This is a genomic window from Pseudomonas sp. NEEL19, from assembly GCF_028751975.1.
In the GTDB taxonomy this organism is placed as follows: Bacteria; Pseudomonadota; Gammaproteobacteria; order Pseudomonadales; family Pseudomonadaceae; genus Aquipseudomonas; species Aquipseudomonas juntendi.
Genome location: NZ_CP081491.1, coordinates 767,360 through 786,015, shown reverse-complemented (window position 1 = coordinate 786,015; position 18,656 = coordinate 767,360). Strand labels below are relative to the sequence as shown.

Annotated in this window: 13 protein-coding genes; 7 read left to right on the top strand and 6 right to left on the bottom strand. The window is 54.2% G+C overall.

Features of this window, described 5'->3' with window-relative positions; translation table 11 throughout:
• The first annotated feature begins 64 nt into the window (after positions 1-64).
• The 3 genes from K4A76_RS03520 to K4A76_RS03510 all read left to right on the top strand — a co-directional run bounded on the left by K4A76_RS03520 (position 65) and on the right by K4A76_RS03510 (position 2,962).
• Complete coding sequence (locus tag K4A76_RS03520) at positions 65-1,918, top strand: Lnb N-terminal periplasmic domain-containing protein (protein ID WP_054913978.1); 1,854 nt, start codon at positions 65-67, stop codon at positions 1,916-1,918.
• Positions 1,919-2,039: 121 nt separating this feature from the next.
• Complete coding sequence (locus K4A76_RS03515; RefSeq protein ID WP_009686095.1) at positions 2,040-2,396, top strand: hypothetical protein; 357 nt, start codon at positions 2,040-2,042, stop codon at positions 2,394-2,396.
• A gap of 68 nt (positions 2,397-2,464) precedes the next feature.
• Entirely contained in the window at positions 2,465-2,962 is a 498-nt protein-coding gene (locus tag K4A76_RS03510; RefSeq protein WP_274411567.1) for a GreA/GreB family elongation factor, read from the top strand.
• Positions 2,963-3,821: 859 nt separating this feature from the next.
• Here K4A76_RS03510 and gdhA read toward each other — a convergent pair.
• Together gdhA and ettA are read right to left on the bottom strand one after the other, a co-directional pair.
• On the bottom strand, positions 3,822-5,162 hold the full coding sequence (gdhA, locus tag K4A76_RS03505; RefSeq protein WP_125854767.1) for an NADP-specific glutamate dehydrogenase: 1,341 nt from the start codon (positions 5,160-5,162) through the stop codon (positions 3,822-3,824).
• A gap of 231 nt (positions 5,163-5,393) precedes the next feature.
• Positions 5,394-7,088, bottom strand: coding sequence for an energy-dependent translational throttle protein EttA (gene ettA, locus K4A76_RS03500; protein ID WP_274411566.1), 1,695 nt, complete (start codon positions 7,086-7,088; stop codon positions 5,394-5,396).
• A gap of 145 nt (positions 7,089-7,233) precedes the next feature.
• Here ettA and K4A76_RS03495 point away from each other — a divergent pair, with 145 nt between their 5' ends.
• The 4 genes from K4A76_RS03495 to K4A76_RS03480 are packed head-to-tail and all read left to right on the top strand — an operon-like array spanning position 7,234 to position 12,689.
• Positions 7,234-8,523 carry a site-specific integrase gene (locus K4A76_RS03495; RefSeq protein ID WP_274411565.1) on the top strand — a complete coding sequence of 430 codons (1,290 nt, stop codon included), beginning with the start codon at positions 7,234-7,236 and terminating at the stop codon, positions 8,521-8,523.
• Positions 8,498-10,087 carry a site-specific integrase gene (locus K4A76_RS03490; RefSeq protein WP_274411564.1) on the top strand — a complete coding sequence of 530 codons (1,590 nt, stop codon included), beginning with the start codon at positions 8,498-8,500 and terminating at the stop codon, positions 10,085-10,087. The genes K4A76_RS03495 and K4A76_RS03490 overlap by 26 nt, the downstream gene beginning before the upstream one ends.
• Positions 10,084-12,294 (top strand): hypothetical protein, encoded by a 2,211-nt coding sequence (locus tag K4A76_RS03485; RefSeq protein WP_274411563.1) that lies wholly within the window; start codon positions 10,084-10,086, stop codon positions 12,292-12,294. Before K4A76_RS03490 ends, K4A76_RS03485 begins: the two co-directional genes overlap by 4 nt.
• 2 nt (positions 12,295-12,296) lie before the next feature.
• A complete protein-coding gene (locus K4A76_RS03480) occupies positions 12,297-12,689 on the top strand; it encodes a hypothetical protein (protein ID WP_274411562.1) in 393 nt (130 codons plus the stop codon).
• A 1,061-nt stretch (positions 12,690-13,750) separates the two neighbouring features.
• Here K4A76_RS03480 and K4A76_RS03475 read toward each other — a convergent pair.
• The 4 genes from K4A76_RS03475 to K4A76_RS03460 are packed head-to-tail and all read right to left on the bottom strand — an operon-like array spanning position 13,751 to position 18,635.
• A complete protein-coding gene (locus K4A76_RS03475) occupies positions 13,751-14,713 on the bottom strand; it encodes a cyclase family protein (RefSeq protein WP_274412264.1) in 963 nt (320 codons plus the stop codon).
• A gap of 45 nt (positions 14,714-14,758) precedes the next feature.
• Positions 14,759-16,354 (bottom strand): GMC family oxidoreductase, encoded by a 1,596-nt coding sequence (locus K4A76_RS03470; RefSeq protein ID WP_274411561.1) that lies wholly within the window; start codon positions 16,352-16,354, stop codon positions 14,759-14,761.
• Entirely contained in the window at positions 16,351-17,178 is an 828-nt protein-coding gene (locus tag K4A76_RS03465; RefSeq protein WP_274411560.1) for a shikimate dehydrogenase family protein, read from the bottom strand. The genes K4A76_RS03470 and K4A76_RS03465 overlap by 4 nt, the downstream gene beginning before the upstream one ends.
• Positions 17,179-17,201: 23 nt before the next feature.
• Positions 17,202-18,635 (bottom strand): aldehyde dehydrogenase family protein, encoded by a 1,434-nt coding sequence (locus tag K4A76_RS03460; protein ID WP_274412263.1) that lies wholly within the window; start codon positions 18,633-18,635, stop codon positions 17,202-17,204.
• Positions 18,636-18,656: the final 21 nt, after the last annotated feature.

Genomic DNA, 18,656 nt, shown 5'->3' with positions numbered 1-18,656 from the left:
AGCTCCCGCCCCTTCGGGGGCGGGTTTCGCCTTTTTCGGCATCGTTCAGAAGTAGTTGCCCGATATGCTCAAACGCTTCGCTGCCCTCGCGCTGTGTGTCTGCGCCCCTGTTCACGCCGCCCCTGTGCTGGATCAAGGCCGCCTCCAGCAACTGGCCAATACCCCCTACTGGATTGCCTTGGGCCATTACGAAACCGCCAAGCTCGGCGGCTGGCGCAGCTATGTGGACGATGACGCGTTCTTCCTGGCCAAAGACGGTGCGCACCACCCCGACCAGGAGCTGCAAGCCACGGTGCAAGCCCTGTACGCCCCGGCCAGCCTCGGCGACAAACATGCCCAGTGCGTATTCCCCGCACGCACCCGCTGGCTGCGTGAGCAGCTGAATTTGCAAGGCTTGCCACAACCGGACTGCCAGGCGTTCAACACCTGGTACAAATCGGTCGACCCGCACAGCGCCGCACTGATTTTCCCGGCGGCCTACCTGAACAGCCCCTCGTCGATGTTCGGCCATACCCTGCTACGCATCGACCAGTCCACTACCCGCAGCGACGACACCACGCTGCTGAGCTACGCGATCAACTTCGGCGCCTACATCGAAGGCAGCGACAACAGCATCCTGTATGCCTGGAAAGGCCTGATGGGCGGCTACCCGGGGCTGTTCGCGCTGATGCCCTACCAAGAGAAGCTCTCCGAATACCGCAGCCTGGAAAACCGCGACCTGTGGGAATATCAGCTGGACCTGACCCCACAGGAAACCGGGCGCATGGTCGAGCATGTGTGGGAACTGAAGCAGATCCAGTTCGATTACTTCTTCTTCGACGAAAACTGCTCGTACCGCCTGCTGGAACTGCTGCAGGTCGCCCGCCCAAGCCTGGACCTGACATCGCAGTTTCCGCTGACCGCGATCCCCACCGACACGGTCAAGGCCGTTAAACAGTCCGGCCTGGTCGCCAGCGAAACCTACCGCCCTTCGCGCGAACGTGAGCTGCTGGCCCGCGCCGAGCCGCTGGACCACAACGAAAAGCAACAGGTGCTGGCGGTCAGCGCCGACACCGCGCAACTGCAAAGCCCTGCGTTCAAGGCGCTGCCCCGCGAGCGCCAGGCGCTGGTGCAGGACGCCGCCTATCGCCTTGAGCGCTACCGTGCCAACGGTCAGGAGCGTGACCCGGGCCAAGCCAAGCGCAGCTTCGAACTGCTGCGGGCGATCAACGGCAACCCGCCCCCGCCGCTGCAGGTAGAGCGCCCCGGCCTGCCCGAAGACGGCCATGACTCACGTACCTGGCAACTGGGCGTGGGCACCCGCGAAGACCGTGCCTACGCCGAGTATGGCCTGCGCATGGCCTACCACGACCTGAACGACAACGCCTATGGCTTCCCGCTGGGCGCCCAGATCGAGATCCTGCAATTGAAGGTGCGCCAGTACGAAGGCAACGACTGGCAGGTACAACGCCTGGACTTGGCCACCATCCGCTCGCTGACCCCACGCAACGCCTTGCTCAAGCCTTGGTCATGGCAAGTGGCTGGCGGCCTGGAGCGGGTACCCGGCAAGCATGATGACGAGGTGCTGGTAAGCCATGTGAATGGTGGCGCTGGCGGCACCTGGCAACTGGCCGATGGCTTGCTCGGTTTTGCCCTGGGCACGGTGCGGGTCGAACACCACAACGACTTCGCCGAATTCATTGCCCCGGCCGCGGGCTTCAATGGCGGGCTGCTGTGGCGCAACGGGCTGGGCAACATGACCCTGGAGGCCAAAGGTGATTACTTCACCAATGGCGAAGTACGTCGCAGCCTGAGCCTGAACCAGCAATGGGAAATCAGCCAGAACCTGGGGGTGAGGTTGAGTGCTTCGCGTGAGTTCAGCCACCTGGCTACTGCGCAGAATGAGGTGATGCTGGAGCTGAAGTGGTACCACTACTGAAGATTGTGGGTTGCCTGCACAGGCAACAGTGTGGCCCAACCAACTCTTTGACACTGTTTTGACACCAACCCGACAAATCGCCACCTAGACTTGCCCCTATCGACGGGAGGGTCAGGTGGTTATGTCGCGGTACTGGTTCGGCGTGTGCATTGCGTTGTTGCTGTCAGGTTGTGAAACCACCCACGAGCAAATGCTCGCCAACGGCTATCCCCCTGCCTATGCCGATGGCTTTCAGGACGGCTGCAGCAGTGGCCACCAGGCCGCCGGCACCATGGCCGGCGACTTTCGCAAGGACGTACCCCGCTACCTGCACGAGCGCCAGTACGAAACCGGCTGGGACGATGGCTTTCGCCAGTGCCAAGCCATGCAGAACACTGAAGAACAGCGTCAGTACCACGAGCGCTTCTGGGACCAGCGCGACCGCGAGTGGCAGCAGGAAAAGGACCGTGGCGCCGCCAAGGCCTATCGCCACGACTGAGGTCGTTAACGGACATTTCTTTAAACCTGCGGCCTGCCATGATGGTCTTCTGCACAAGGAGGCCTTGCATGAGCCGAGCATTCGTCAATGAGGAACAGGCCGCCGCCCAGGCCGATCAACCGGTAGAGCGGCGCGTCAGTGAGCAACCCAACTATGTGACCGCCAGCGGCCTGCGCCAGCTGCAGGCACGCGTGGCCGAGTTGAATGCCTTGCGCAGCGACCTGCAGGCGCAGGGCGAGCGTGTGGACAAGCAGCGGCTGGCCGATACCGAGCGCGACCTGCGTTACTTCAGCGTGCGGGTACAGAGCGCCCAGGTGGTACCGCCCGCGACGTCGCACAGCAAGGTGCAGATTGGCAGCCGGGTACGCTTTGTCGACGCGCAAGACCAGGCGCATGAGGTACGGCTGGTGGGCGAGGATGAGGCGGATGCCGGGCGCGGCCTGATCAACTGGGGGTCGCCGTTGGGGCGGGCCTTGCTGGGGGCGGGGCCGGGGGATGAGGTGGTGTGGCAGCGGCCGGTTGGGGAGTTGGTGATCGAAGTGACTGACGTGATCGCTGAAGGGTGAGGTGCCTTGCAGCCCGTCGGGACACAAGGCCGCGATCATTGTTGCGGATATACCCGCGAAAGGGCCGGGCCTGGTGGCCAGTATCTGCCAGGCAATGTGCGTTGCCGGCACCACCGTATTCGCGGGTGAACCCGCTCCTACATCGATTGATGATGCCGCCCCGCCTTCGCAGGACTGCCGGCCACCCTCGCCCGTCGTAGGAGCGGGTTTACCCGCGAAAGGGCCGGGCCTGCGGGCCAGTTTCTGCCAGGCATAGTGCGTTGCCGGCACCACCGTATTCGCGGGTGAACCCGCTCCTACATCGATTGATGATGCCGCCCCGCCTCCGCAGGACTGCCGGCCACCCTCGCCCGTTGTAGGAGCGGGTTTACCCGCGAAAGGGCCGGGCCTGCGGGCCAGTTTCTGCCAGGCATTGTGCGTTGCCGACACCACCGTATTCGCGGGTGAACCCGCTCCTACATCGATCGGTGATGCCCGCCCGGCTCCGCAGGACCACCGGCCACCCCCGCCCGATGTAGGAGCGGGTTTACCCGCGAAAGGGCCGGGCCTGCGGGCCAGTTTCTGCCAAGCATTGTGCGTTGCCGGCACCACCGTATTCGCGGGTGAACCCGCTCCTACATCGATTGATGATGCCGCCCCGCCTCCGCAGGACTGCCGGCCACCCTCGCCCGTTGTAGGAGCGGGTTTACCCGCGAAAGGGCCGGGCCTGCGGGCCAGTTTCTGCCAGGCATTGTGCGTTGCCGACACCACCGTATTCGCGGGTGAACCCGCTCCTACATCGATTGATGATGCCGCCTCCGCCCGTTTATAAGCGGCCTTGTGTCGCGACGGGCCGCAAAGCGGCCCCTGCGATCCCGGATCAAACCACGCCCTGAGCCAACATCGCATCCGCCACTTTGACAAAGCCGGCGATGTTCGCACCTTTCACGTAATTGACCCGGCCATCCGCCTCTTCACCATAATGCACGCAAGCATGGTGGATCGATTGCATGATGTTGTGCAGCTTGCTGTCCACTTCGCCGGCAGTCCACAGCAGGCGCATGGCATTCTGCGACATTTCCAGGCCAGACACGGCCACACCGCCGGCGTTGGATGCTTTGCCCGGGGCATAGAGGATGCCGGCTTCCAGGAAGATATCCACCGCTTCCAGGGTGGTCGGCATGTTGGCGCCTTCGGCCACGCAGATACAGCCGTTGGCCAGCAAGGTACGGGCGTCTTCGGCCCCCAGTTCATTCTGCGTGGCGCACGGCAAGGCGATGTCGCACGCCAGGCTCCAAGGGGTCTGGCCCTTGCGGAACTCCAGGCCGAACTGCTCGGCCAGCTCGCTGATACGGCCCCGCTTGACGTTTTTCAGCGCCATCAATGCTTCCCACTGGGCATCGGTGAGGCCGGCTTCGGCATACAGCGTGCCTTCGGAGTCCGACATGGAGATCACTTTGCCGCCCAGGTCCATGACCTTGCGCGCGGCATACTGGGCAACGTTGCCCGAGCCCGACACCGCCACGCGACGGCCGTCGATGCGCTTGTCCTGGCGCTTGAGCATTTCCTCGGCGAAATACACGCAACCGTAGCCGGTGGCTTCGGGGCGAATCAGGCTGCCACCGTAGGTCATGCCCTTGCCGGTCAGTACCGAGGTGAACTGGTTGGCAAGCCGCTTGTACTGGCCAAACATGAAGCCGATTTCGCGGGCACCCACGCCGATGTCACCGGCCGGCACATCGCAGTCGGCGCCGATGTGGCGGTACAGCTCGCTCATGAACGCCTGGCAGAAGCGCATCACTTCGGCGTCGCTCTTGCCTTTGGGGTCGAAGTCCGACCCGCCCTTGCCACCGCCCATGGGCAGCGAAGTCAGGGAGTTCTTGAAGACCTGCTCGAAGGCCAGGAATTTCAGCACGCTGAGGTTGACCGAGGGGTGGAAGCGCAAGCCGCCCTTGTACGGGCCGATGGCGCTGCTCATCTGGATACGGTAGCCGCGGTTGACCTGCACTTTGCCCTGGTCATCGACCCACGACACGCGGAACAGCACCGCACGCTCCGGCTCGACCATACGCTCCAGAATGCCGGACTGCAGGTAATGAGGGTTGGCCTCAAGGAAAGGCCATAGCGTGCGCAGCACTTCTTCTACTGCCTGATGGAACTCGGGCTGGCCTGGGTCGCGCTGTTGCAGGCGCGCGAGGAAACTGTCGACAGATTCGATCATGGTAGACATCTCACCGAAGGTTTTGGACTTATTGGTTTTTCGGGAATGTACCAAGAAGCAATCGCACCAGAACAGGGCGACATGTCGTTTTTTTGAAATTATTTGGTGCGTTTTATATAAGTGTATACAAAGCAACGTGCGATATCAGCTTTTCTGGCAGCGACACCAGCAAGCGCCAGGCACAAAAATGGGGCCACCAAGAGCCCCATTCTTGTGCATCAAAACACTGGCTTACTGGGCCAGTTTCTTGTGCCTTACCCGGTGCGGCTGGGCAGCAGCGTCACCCAGGCGCTTTTTGCGGTCGGCTTCGTACTCGGTGTAGTTACCCTCGAAGAACACCACGTTCGAGTCGTCTTCGTACGCCAGGATGTGGGTCGCCACACGGTCCAGGAACCAACGGTCGTGGGAAATCACGATCGCGGCGCCCGGGAAGTCGAGCAGGGCTTCTTCCAGCGAACGCAGGGTTTCCACGTCCAGGTCGTTGGACGGTTCGTCGAGCAGCAGGACGTTACCGCCCTCCTTCAGCGTCAACGCCAGGTGCAGGCGACCCCGCTCACCACCGGACAGGTCCTTGACGAACTTCTGCTGGTCGCCGCCTTTGAAGTTGAAACGGCCAACGTAAGTGCGCGACGGGATCTCGTAGTTGCCGATCTTGATCATGTCGGAACCGTCGGACACCTGCTGGAACACGGTCTTGCTGCCGTCCAGGTCTTCGCGGCTTTGGTCGACGCAAGCCAGTTGCACGGTTTCGCCGATTTCGATGCTGCCCGAATCCGGCTGCTCCTTGCCCATCAGCATGCGGAACAGGGTGGACTTACCAGCACCGTTACCACCGATCACGCCGACGATCGCGCCTTTTGGCATGGCGAACGACAGGTTGTCGATCAGTACGCGGTCGCCATAGCCCTTGGTGACGTTCTTGAACTCGATGACCTTGTCACCCAGGCGTGGGCCGGCCGGGATGTAGATCTCGTTGGTTTCGCTACGCTTCTGGAATTCCTGCGACTGCATTTCTTCGAAGCGCTGCAGGCGGGCCTTGGACTTGGACTGGCGGGCCTTGGCGCCTTTGCGCACCCATTCCAGTTCCTCTTTCATGGCCTTTTCATGGGCGCTTTGCTGCTTGGACTCCTGCGCCAGGCGCTCGGACTTGGCTTCCAGCCAGCCCGAGTAGTTGCCTTCGTACGGGATGCCGGCGCCACGGTCCAGTTCCAGGATCCAGCCAGCGACGTTGTCGAGGAAGTAACGGTCGTGGGTAATCGCCACCACCGTGCCCGGGAAGTCGTGCAGGAAGCGCTCCAGCCAGGCCACCGAGTCGGCGTCCAGGTGGTTGGTTGGTTCGTCGAGCAGCAGCATGTCGGGGGCCGACAGCAGCAGGCGGCACAGGGCCACACGGCGCTTCTCACCACCGGACAGGTGCTCGATGCGGGCGTCCCAGGCCGGCAGGCGCAGGGCGTCGGCAGCGACGTCCAGCTGGCGCTCCAGGTTGTGACCATCGGCGGCCTGCAGGATGGCTTCCAGCTTGGCCTGCTCGGCGGCCAGCTTGTCGAAGTCGGCATCCGGTTCGGCGTAGGCAGCGTACACCTCGTCCAGGCGGGCCTGGGCGTCCTTGATCACGCTGACCGCTTCTTCGACCACTTCGCGGACGGTCTTGGTCGGGTCCAGTTGCGGTTCCTGGGGCAGGTAGCCCACGTTGATGTCGGGCATCGGACGGGCTTCGCCGTCGAATTCCTTGTCGACGCCCGCCATGATCCGCAGCAGGGTCGACTTACCGGCGCCGTTCAGGCCGAGCACGCCAATCTTGGCGCCTGGGAAGAATGACAGGGAAATGTTCTTGAGAATTTCCCGCTTCGGCGGCACGACCTTGCTCAGCCGATGCATGGTGTAGACGTATGAACCTGTTTGGCCGTGTTTGTCACCTTTTGCCATCTTTGAATTACCCTTGAGTCAATGATTACGCGGCTTCGGAGAGATTCCAAGCCTGCGACTGAAAATTGTTGAAAGTCATGTCTAGGTTTGAGCCAGCACCGATTCGTTACTATACTCAAAAAAAGTTATGTTTTGGAGAAGAATCGTGGGTCACCAGATCATAGAAATAAGAATCAATGGTGCTAGAAGAAAGGTATTGGTGCAAGAGCACATTCCTGCCTACTACCCGAACCTATATGTGACCCTTGAGCAATCAAGACGGGCATTAAACACGCAACAAAAATATTTGGAACACATCGGGCTATTTGAAGATTTTTTAAAGTTTGAGTCGATCGATTTGGTCGCCCGTTTGGAAGAGAGACCAAAGTCCCGCTACCTTACAGATGACGAGATTTCCCGCTTTGTCGCTGACGCTGCACTTAACAAGTCTACGCTCGCTAAAAAATTTGTTGGAATACGCGTGTTACCAACGGCTTACTCAACAGTTGGCAGCACACACGCACAGCAGAGACTTGAAGCTGTGCGTGACTACACAATATTCCTCTATGACAAGCTTGGTGAGGAAGCGACGCGGGGAGCGGCAATTGACGATATTGTAAGTCGTTTTAACAGGAAGATAAAAGCAGTCAAGCCTTCCTGGAAAAAGACCTCCAACAATGACATTAAAGGCCTGTCGACTGCAGAGCGAGATCGCCTATTAGAAATTATGCATCCAGAAAGCGCAACCAACCCATTTGCCAACAAAGCGATAAAACTTCGAAATTATATAATTTTGTTACTAGGCATTGATATGGGCCTGCGCCGTTCCGAAATGCTCTTGATCAAAGTTGGAGATATCCGGTGGCATAGCAGAGAGCTTTCAGTAATCAACCTCAAAAATGAGGAAATTGATCCGCGCACGTTAGCCCCCCAATTCAAAACACACGAGCGTATTCTGGAGATGGGCGACGACCTTGCTTGGGCTCTTAAGCAATATATCGATAGTTATCGAATCTCCAATCAGCAAACGTCTGAGGCGAAAAAACACCCTTTTCTGCTTGTCTCTCATAGACGGAATGAGGGCAAGCCACTAAGTGTTAAAGCGCTTGATGGCATTCTACCTCGGGTTGGGAAAGCCGTGCCGGAACTGGCACACGTTCATCCCCATGTGTTGCGTCATGATGCGGTCTACACTCTTCTAGAAAGCATGCGGGATGAGTTGGATATCCTTACGCCCGAGGACCGAACAACCAAGGTGCAAAAAGTACTAACTTATGCTTTCGGATGGAGCCATGGTTCTCATATGCCCAGCCTTTACGGAGCGAAATTCTGGAGAGAAGAAGCGAATAAAGCAATGAGAAAGCGCTCGGATAGATTCAAGACTATCAGAGATAGCGTGAGTACAAAAAACCGCGAGGAAGGCTTACAAAGTGAATCCGTCGATTTCAGCACTTAAAGTACCCACCCAGAGCAGCTTAAGCACTTGGCTCGACACTCCACGCCTTGCCAGATGCGGCGATTTTTTCACTCCGTCCCAGCCAATGTGGTGGCCGGATAGATCATGCCGCTCAGCAATCAATTGGCAGTCCGCAATTTTTTGCGTTCCTAATAATTGGCAAGGTTGGTTGCACGCCGCCTTGGCCTACCGTATGGCAGAAGTTTCCCAGGGAACCATGGGTGTAGTTACGTCTGTCCTATCGCGCGCTGCTCTAGCCGGGCTAGACCCCCTCAACGAGGATCAGCTGATCGATTTACGCGAACGCTTCAACATAGGAGAGTTTTCCAGTCTTGTCGGCTTTATGGAGTTTTGGCAAAAATGTGAATCCCTAGAACAGCGTCCATCACATGCTCTTCTAAAAGCTTATAAATCAACCCCCAGAAAGAAGCGAATAAGAAATGACGTCATCATGAGCTTAGATCCTGAACAGGGCCCATTCACACAGGTAGAACAAGACTCTCTGCATCATTGGGCGCATGAGCAGTTCTGTCATGGAAATCTGGATCCAGAGCGCTACCTCTATCTGCGCTTGCTAATGATCTACGGGCAACGGGGGACACAGATTCGCATGGTAGTTTTTGATGACTTCATGAAAACTGATCAAGGCTACCAAATACGAATATTCTGGGCCAAGCAAAAAGGCGATGAAGCTGGATGGCGAGAAAAATTTGAAATCTTCAATTTGGACGAAGATCTTTATAATACTGTGCAAGCATACAAGGCGATCATACAAACCAGACTTGAGCAAGAGTATCCCGGAAGGGCGGAGTGGAACAAAGCCATTAAGCACGTACCTCTTTTTCGCCGAAAATTATCCCATGAAGAAAAAAGTAATAGGTTAGGCGCTGTAATAGTTGACCTACCTGATTTAAGAGATCTTGAGCTTTCTCCCCTGGCAAAGTTCCATGTCGCCGCCGGAGTTGCTAGAGAGTGGTTAGTGCAAATGGAAGGGATGCTTGGGTTTCCCATCTCGACGCGTACACATCAGCCCCTGAAAATTTCCAGAGGTCATCGCTTCAAGCACACACTCGGTACCGATCTTTCGAATGCTGGACTGGATGAATGGTCAATCGCTAGCGCACTCATGCATTCCAACACTCGGACCGTTCGAAAATATCGAGCGGTATCAGCTGAGTTAATGAAGCTGATAGACGATAAGATGAGTGATCATCTCGCACTTGTTGTAGGAGCTTTTAAGGGCTCCATTGTACCAGATCGCGCGTCCGCCAAAAATGGACAACGCCTAGACCGCCAAATTGAGGATCTTGCCGTCTGCGGTGCCGATAATTCCTGCTATCTGGATGCACCGTTTACGTGTTACGGCTGCATTAAATTCCAGCCGCTGCTTGACGCGGATCACAGTGCCGCGCTTGCGCGACTTGAAAGCCGTCGAGCGCAAACCATCAATCACGACAAAATTACTGGAGTGTTATGGGACCGTGCCATCCTAGCCTGTCGCAAAGTGATTCTTGATTGCAATGCGCAGCGCGCGCGAGGAATAAGTGTAGGGCCTTACGAATGAGCACTATCGTCGATTTTAAACCGCTCATCCATGCCAATGCTAAGGCACAACTGGATGCCTTTATCAGCTGGGCTCAGATAGTTTTGCCCAAGGGAGTTGCCAATCAAAGAGTTCACGCGGGCATTCAATGGGATATGGATTCATGGCATGACTCAGGAATTCCCAGCTGCGCATTTACTGCGTATAAATCACCGAGAAATGCAAATTCAAACTCAAAAGTTTACATGCAACCCTCATTCATGGATTTCACCAAAGCTATTATCGTTCACTACAGAGTGTTTCAAGGAAAAAAGTCAGCGAAAGATATGCTGTATGGCGCCAGAATCCTTGAAGCCGCACTCCTGGAACTAACAGGCACTAGTGACGTAACAAAAACTTCAGCGGCGGTATGCAATAGAGCGTGTGAGCATCTGACAATCGATTACCCACGTGGCAATAGCGCGTACAGCATCAGCAAATATCTTGAAAATATTGTCTTATTCATGGGAAACAAAGGGCTACTCGCAAAGCCCTTTCGATGGGTATCGCCGCTCCGGTACAAAGATTCAGGCACGTTAAAGGAGCAGCAGGCCAATAGCGAGCGCAAACTACCGAGCCGTGAGTCTATTCAAGCCTTAGGCGAAATTTTTAATAATGACATAACGAGCCCATTAGACATCATAACCGTCTCTGCCTGCGCTCTTTTGCTTAGCCAACCAGGTCGTATTGGTGAGCTAGCCGATGTTGAGCATGACTGCGTAGTCTTCAAAACTGACGCTGAGGGCGGGCAACGCATGTTCCTCCGCTGGTATTCGGAGAAAGGTTTCGGAGCGACTACCAAGCCTGTTGTGACTGGCATGGAATCCACAATCGAACGTGTACTAAAACTCTTAATACCAATCACTGATGAAGCCCGAGCATATGCGGCATGGCTTGAGGACCATCCTCATGATTTTCCGCCGCATAGTGATTTACCGATTAAGGGACCAGACGAGCCATTATCTTATGAGGAAGCTTGTGCAGCGCTGAAAATTATTTATACAGGTCGATACGCTGCGAGAACACTTTTCAAAGATCAATGGCTCGATTCTCTGTCAAATCGCAGAGCTTTAAGCCCTGACGCCCAGGCAGTATTGGATGAAATAAGAGAAGGCTGGGACATCAGCAAAGGGCAGCGCGTCTATGAAAACGGTAAACTGAACCGCTTTCAATTTACAGATAAAGCCGTTATCACGTTACGAAAACTGAATATTCTCATTCGTGAAAAATATCTACCCAAGCACTTTCCCTTTACCACACCTGCTGAGAACGGTAAAAAGCGCGTGAAGTATCGTGATGCGCTGTTTACCGTGCGAACAGGCTCTCTACCCAACGAAACAAAGAGCCCCGTCGCAATGCAGCGGGACTTTGGAGTTGAAATCTCCGCCAGCCATGTTCGGATGGTGGCCCAGCTAGGAGGCGCTTCACATTCGCAAAGCATCTTCCAGCGGCACGGATACGGAGAGCTCAAGGTGAACACTCATGCTTTTCGTCATGAGCTGAATACGGAGATGCATCGGGCGGGACTTTCACAACTGCTAATTGATGCATTTTCAGGACGCACTAACCAGGGTTCAGTTTATAATCATGAAAGCATCAAAGAACGCACCCATGCTGTGGCGGCGGTTCATCCCAAGACCAAGCAGAGCAACGCAGCGAAGTGTTTTGAAAAAATTGTGACCAATCAGCCAATTAAGCTCAGCGAGCTAGTTGATCTTAGCGAATGCGATCAGGATCGTATTATACATAGAACTCACCTAGGCCTGTGCATTCACTCGTTTGAGAGTGAGCCTTGCCCTAAAATGGGCGCATGTCTAACTTGTGGAAACTTGGGATGCATCAAAGGTGATGATGTAAGGCTAGCCAACCTAAAAGAGGAGAGATTATATCTGAAACAGCGTTATGCGCATGCGGTTGCTGCTGAAGCCAGAGAGGTCTTTGGCGCATCTGAATGGTGCAAAAAAACAGCATTGGACCTGCTCAAGTGTGATGCATTGATCAAAGTCTTAGAAAACCCTGAGCTCAAAAACGGCGACATTGTGTGGAATAGCGATAACGGTTGGAACCTGACAAAAAATGCTGCCACTATGGCAGGATTGATTGACGCAAAACCAATAACAGAGCCGACACAAACGTCATTGCCATCGTTAGAAGATCTGTCAGCCATGCTGGACGATATTGAGGTATAGCAATGGGACACTTAACAAAAAATGACGAAGCCCGCATAATTAAGCTGATTGAAGACTGGTCAGAGCCAAAGTTAACATGGCCCCTTCTAGTAGATGCTTGCAAAAAGAAGCTCAATATCAGTCGCGCGCGTCAGTCTTTGATGAAATTGCCAGCAGTGAATATGGCAATGAAGTATCGTAAGGCTGCACTCAAGGCTCCGACCGAGAAGCCTGGGTGGATTAAAGACATTCATCTTGCAAACGAGCGCATTGAAAAGCTGACTGAAGCTAATCAGCAGCTAAAGGCTATCAATCAGCAGCTTCTTACCCGCTTCCTCACATGGCAGGCAAACGCTGATATGCATGGTTTATCTCAATCAATCTTAGATCGGCCACTGATTCAATTCAAAAAGTAATGATGAAGCCGAGCTCTAGAAATCGCAACTCAGCCCCGCGGCTAAGCGTTAGATCAACCAGGAGCCATAGAGGCTGCGCGAGATCAAGAGACTTTCGCGCTAACCCTTTGAATGGTGAAGGACCTGGGGTCCGATCGTGCAACCGCTCTCAATCAAAGGTGCGTAATTTCGCCTCGCGACAACAGCCCGCCGGACTGCCTCTGATTTGCACAGCACCCCTGAGAATTGGTTTTACTGAACTATTGACGAATCACCTACGTGATGTAAGAGCGCTCTGCGCCATCGCGAACGGAGGAATCGTAGCTCTGAAGCATGCGAACCAAGCCGTATGATCGGCCTGTAATGCGAAATAAAGTCTCTCTAAAAAAGTTTAAACGGGCGTATTTTCTAGGCTTCACAGACACGCATCAATGCTTTGGTGTTCCACTGGATCAACCTGGCTCAATTGAAGGGGCTAAGCATGGCGTGCGTGCCTCGGCTGCTGCTGCGTTAGGCACAACTGAGGTTCTCTGTAAAATTTCTCTTAAAATGCTCGGGAAGTTGTGAGTATGCGAAGCGCAGAAAGGTCCGTGAGTAAGCCTAAAAAACCCAGCTGGAATAGTGCCTGCAGGATGTAGCGTGTAAACCACTTTTTTACCTGTAAACCACATAGGTTTACAGGTAAAAAAAGTGGTTTACACGGCCTTCGCTGCCTGCGGCGGATGACAGCTGTTGGCCGTTAACTGCCCGCAGGCAAGGGCAGCTTCGGGTCGAGAGTAGCCAGTCGCGACGGACTGCTTTCGACCCAGAGCAGTCGTTCGAGGTGTCTACGAAAACATGGTCGATTCACGGGTAGAGAAAGCTAGTCTGCTATGCAGCAATGTAAAAAGCCTGTAAGAAATCAGCTGCAGCATACAGCGCCATCATCGTGTTTCTCTCAATATCAGAGCCAGCGCCTTGACGACACTAACTCCAGTCATTTAGTAACGATTCAGTCTTCGTATAGCACGATATAAATCTCTATCCCTATGCGTTGGAATCTGCGAAAAAACAACACGATAGCACTTGAAGAAACAATTAGATCACTTGAGCACGATAGGATTAACTGGCGCCCCCGTACCACCTACAACTTTTAAAGGGGCCGCAGTATAAAGGAATGTCCATTGACCATCCTCTGCACAATCGGCCGCGAGGGGATCAAGCTGAGCAATTTCAGTCATCGTAATTCCCAGGTTTCGCATCAATGCGTTGTGGAGTGGCAGCGCGACCCCCGAGACCGGATCAACAGTAACTTCATTAGCAATGGTATCTGTGACAATATTGGGAATCTCCATATCCTGGAACCATTGCACTAACTCTGGGCTATATGTGAGCCCAGGCTCAACAAAATCCTTATAAAACTCGTCACTATCGCGGTAATAGAAAGATCCAATCCAGCCTGTCCTGATTAGCAAGATATCTCTTTTTTTAATCTCTACGCCCTGCGCAGAAGCAGCAGCCAGTAGGTCAAGGTGGGTGAAAGTTTCGCCAGGCTCTAACACTTCCTTGTTTCTGTATCGAGCAATATCGATAAGAACTCCGCGACCGACGACACCTTTCTCACCGATTGGAGCGACACTGGCTTTGGCAAGCCCTCCAATAGTAGTGTTTGCATCGTAACCATTCCAGATTTGGTCGTCATACCAGACGTGACCTAATGCATCATATTGAGTTGAGCCTTGCAGGTGAAAAAACATTACATCATCTGCATATTCATATGAGCCTGGAAAATGAGGCCCTTTCCCACAGTTATAGTGGCCTCTATCCATGATGTTCATTCGCCGCGCAGGCGTTCGACCAGGCCATACTGGATCACCTTTTTCATCACCGATTCGTATCTGCAGAGTAAATGTCTTCCCTTGCTTTACTTGGGCTACACCTTCTAAGACTTCGGTTGCCGTCAAGTAATTTAGACAGCCCACCTCATCATCAGCCCCCCATTTATTCCAATTTTTTGGAGAGTCTTTAAGCAGCTCACGGACGTGAGGAACGTGTTTTTCAGACATCATGCTATCTCGCTTCTTATTTTTGGGTTGTACAATTACAGACGGCTACCTTGGCTGATCTTCAATTATCAAATCGGCAGCTCGTTCTGAAACGGCCATGACAGCGCCTTGAATATTTCCTGAAACCATGGACGGTATTACCGAAGCGTCGACAATCCGTAAGCCAGTTAGGCCATGGACCTTGAGCCTGGAATCCACGACTGAGCCATGATTTTCACCCATTCGGCACGTTCCAATAGGGTGATATATCGTCTGTCCAGTTTGACGTGCGAACTCCAGCCACTCTTCGTCGGTGCGCGCCTTATCTCCTGGACTAGTCTCACACTCAACGAATCGAGACATGGCCGGCTGCATCACAATTCTGCGCGCAATCTTCATCCCCTCTACTATGCATCGTTGATCTTCCCTTTCAGCGAGCATATTGGGACGAATGGCAGGCATCACATTTCGATCACTGCTTTCAATATGGACCGACCCCATGGATTTAGGGCGTAGCTGGCTCACGCCGATAGTCATGCCAGGATGGCGATCCAGCACACGATTAGCCGCGTTTGCGTAACTCGCATGTACAAAGAAATACTGAATATCTGGAGTTGTCATCTGTGGGTCAGTTTTCACAAACCCGTGCACCAGCCCCGTTCCCAATGTCAAAATACCGGTACGCTTTGTGAAATACTCCGATACCGCAAGACCTAAGCGCCAGCCTCGGGCGAGCTCATTGAGGGTAACGACTCCCTTCATGCGCCAGTTCATGCGCGTAGCAAAATGGTCGATGTAGTTTTCTCCCACACCGCACAACTCATGTTTCAGCGGAACCCCCGCAGTGCGCAGGACATCTGAATTACCAATACCGGACAGTTCTAAAAGCTGCGGTGACTGTATAGCACCCGCGCAAAGGATCACTTCAATATCCGCTTTGACGCGAAATTCCGCACCGCGTTGTTTATAGGTCACTCCAATACAGCGCTTACCCTGCAAATCCAGTTTAAGTACATGGGCATGAGTCATAACAGTTAGATTAGAACGGTTGCGCGCAGGTTTTAGATAACCATCTACAACACTCCAACGACGCCCATCCCGCTGGGAGACTTGATAGTAACCAAAACCTGTTTGGTCTTCGCCATTGTAGTCCTCATTATATGGTTGACCATCTTGCGCTGCGGCTTCGAGGAACGCCGTTGATAGCGGAAATCTTTCGCTCACCTGATGTATGTGCATGGGCCCGTTATGCCCACGGTTTTCATCTCCAGCAGCGTAGTTTTCGAGTCTTCTAAAATAAGGTTTGAGCGTTTCAAAATTCCAGCCCATCGCGCCTGTATCGCTCCAGGCATCATAATCCCCAGGCTGACCGCGTACATAAATCATTCCATTGATGAGGGTCGAGCCACCCAAGCCACGCCCCCGCGGCACCGCGATTTCTCGATTATAAGTACTTGCCTCTGGCTTGGTTTTGAAACCCCAATTGAAGCGTTTATCGACCATAAGCTTGCTGAAACCAGCAGGAATAGGAATCCATCGGCCATTCGGCTCCCCACCCGCTTCAATAACCAAAACGCGGTACTTACCTGAAGCCGTTAGTCGGTTGGCGAGGATGCAGCCGGCGGTTCCTCCGCCCACGATGACATAGTCAAAACTGCTCATTCACCGTCCTCCACTGGTACTCGCCCATGAGTCTCCACCCCCATAGCAGCAGCCATCAATTCAATCTGGCATTGCAACATTGGGCGGCCTAGATGAATACGGCAACCTTTGGCAGAAGCCGCTTCAATCAAACGAGTACGTTCAGGCTGCATGATAATTTCAGCCACAACTTGATCGGGGCTAAGACGAGTTACATCACACGGATAATCATCTGACTCACGCAGCCCCATGGAAGTAGCATTGACTACCAATTCATGACCTGATGGATCAGTAGATCCCACCCCTAAGGATAGGTCCGCGAATGTGCTAGCGAGGCGGCCGATTAACTCTTCAGCCTTTGCTCGGGTTCGGTTCGCAATAGTGATGCGCGACACTCCCGCCTCGGCCAGAGCAAACGCGATCGCTTGCGCAGCCCCTCCCGCACCGCACAGGTAAACACTCATGCCCATGGCTTCGATACCCGAGCGGCGCAACCCCGCTACGAAACCTACACCGTCAAGGATATCGCCGTGCAGGCTTCCGTCCGCTTCACGGCGCACTACATTAACTGCACCTACCATCTGGGCGGCGACGGAGAGGCTATCACAGTGGGCTACCATCGCTGTTTTATGGGGAACCGTAACAATGAAGCCATCCAAATTATGAATCGAACGAAGGCCTCCAACGGCATTATCCAAGAACGCTTCATTGACGTGTAGAGGCACCAACACTCGGTCCTCGCCGCATGCAGCCATCAACGCATTCATTTCCTCAGGTGTCTTCACCTGTTGAATGGGATCTGCAATGATGCCGAAAATTCTCGTTCTACCGGTGATCACTTGCATTTTGGAATTCATTGGCATGGGATTCACGCTTGGGTGTAAGTAGTCTTGATTGCGGTATAGAACTCACGAGCGAACGGACCTTGCTCTCGGGCACCATAGCTGGAGGCTTTCCGGCCGCCAAACGGTGCGTTGTAGTCCACACCCGCTGTAGGCACATTGACCATTACCATCCCTGCCGTAGAGCGCGCTTTGAAGTCGCTGGCGTATTTAAGTGAGGTGGTACAAATACCCGAAGAAAGACCGAACTCTGTGTCATTAGCCAGGCGCAAGGCATCCTCATAGTCACGTGCCCGAACCACGCTGGCTACCGGCCCGAACACCTCTTCGCGATTGATCCGCATATGATTTTCAGTGTCGACGATAAGAGCCGGAGTCAGGTAATATCCTCGGGTTGCCCTCTCAACTCGATCGCCACCAAAAGCCAACTTACCACCCTCACGTTTCGCGATATCTATATAGTCACAGTCTTGGTCTAGCTGACTGGCAGACACGACAGGACCAATATCAGTTCCCGCTTTTACGGCATCATCAACAGTCATCCCGGATAGACGCTCAATCACTGCCTGGACGAACCTATCGTGAATCGCACTTTCAACAATGAAGCGACTGGAGGCAGTGCAGCGTTGACCTGTGGAATAGAAGGCCCCCTGGACAGCGACCTCTACTGCGAGGTCAAGATCAGCGTCATTCAAAATAATCAGAGGATTCTTGCCCCCCATCTCTAGTTGAACCTTTGCGCCTCGAGACATACATTCCATACCAACTGAACGTCCCGTTTGTGTCGATCCGGTGAAAGTGAGAGCTTTTACCTTGGGATTTTTGGCCAGCACATTGCCTACCTGCGAACCTGGCCCCATCACCAAGTTAAAGACCCCGGCAGGTAGCTGCCCCGCACGCACAATAATCTCAGCCAGCGCCCATGCACTGCCGGGAACCAGATCGGCAGGTTTGAAAACCACCGAATTACCGTAAGCTAACGCCGGAGCGATCTTCCAAGCGGGAATGGCGATCGGAAAATTCCAGGGCGTGATAATTCCTACAACACCTTCTGGTTCGCGGCGCACTTCTGCTTCTACACCAGGACGGATGTTTGCCAGACGTTCGCCAGAAAGGCGCAGGGCTTCACCTGCGAAAAATTTGAAAACCCTTCCTGCTCGCGTAACCTCACCAATACCTTCTGCCAGAGTTTTGCCCTCTTCGCGCGAAAGCAAAAAACCCAGCTCTTCCTTTCGAGCCAAAATCTCTGAACCGATCCGATCCAGTGCGTCGCCGCGTCTCTCTGCAGACAAGCAGGCCCAGCCAGGTTGCGCGTCAAAAGCAGCATCCACGGCAAGTTCCGCCTGCGAAGTGTCGGCTCTGGCATACTCCCCAACTACATCATCCAGATTCGATGGGTTGATGTTTCGATTGATACTGACCCCATCGAGCCATTCGCCAGCAATATAATTTTTATTCATAGCCTCTTCCCAATACCGAGT

Bases quoted from the DNA above. Each gene is read 5' to 3' on its own strand.
- K4A76_RS03480 (WP_274411562.1), top strand. From the start codon at position 12,297: ATGGGACACTTAACAAAAAATGACGAAGCCCGCATAATTAAGCTGATT.
- K4A76_RS03485 (WP_274411563.1), top strand. From the start codon at position 10,084: ATGAGCACTATCGTCGATTTTAAACCGCTCATCCATGCCAATGCTAAG.
- K4A76_RS03460 (WP_274412263.1), bottom strand. From the start codon at position 18,635: ATGAATAAAAATTATATTGCTGGCGAATGGCTCGATGGGGTCAGTATC.
- gdhA (WP_125854767.1), bottom strand. From the start codon at position 5,162: ATGATCGAATCTGTCGACAGTTTCCTCGCGCGCCTGCAACAGCGCGAC.
- K4A76_RS03470 (WP_274411561.1), bottom strand. From the start codon at position 16,354: ATGAGCAGTTTTGACTATGTCATCGTGGGCGGAGGAACCGCCGGCTGC.
- K4A76_RS03515 (WP_009686095.1), top strand. From the start codon at position 2,040: ATGTCGCGGTACTGGTTCGGCGTGTGCATTGCGTTGTTGCTGTCAGGT.
- K4A76_RS03475 (WP_274412264.1), bottom strand. From the start codon at position 14,713: ATGTCTGAAAAACACGTTCCTCACGTCCGTGAGCTGCTTAAAGACTCT.
- K4A76_RS03465 (WP_274411560.1), bottom strand. From the start codon at position 17,178: ATGCAAGTGATCACCGGTAGAACGAGAATTTTCGGCATCATTGCAGAT.
- K4A76_RS03510 (WP_274411567.1), top strand. From the start codon at position 2,465: ATGAGCCGAGCATTCGTCAATGAGGAACAGGCCGCCGCCCAGGCCGAT.
- K4A76_RS03520 (WP_054913978.1), top strand. From the start codon at position 65: ATGCTCAAACGCTTCGCTGCCCTCGCGCTGTGTGTCTGCGCCCCTGTT.
- ettA (WP_274411566.1), bottom strand. From the start codon at position 7,088: ATGGCAAAAGGTGACAAACACGGCCAAACAGGTTCATACGTCTACACC.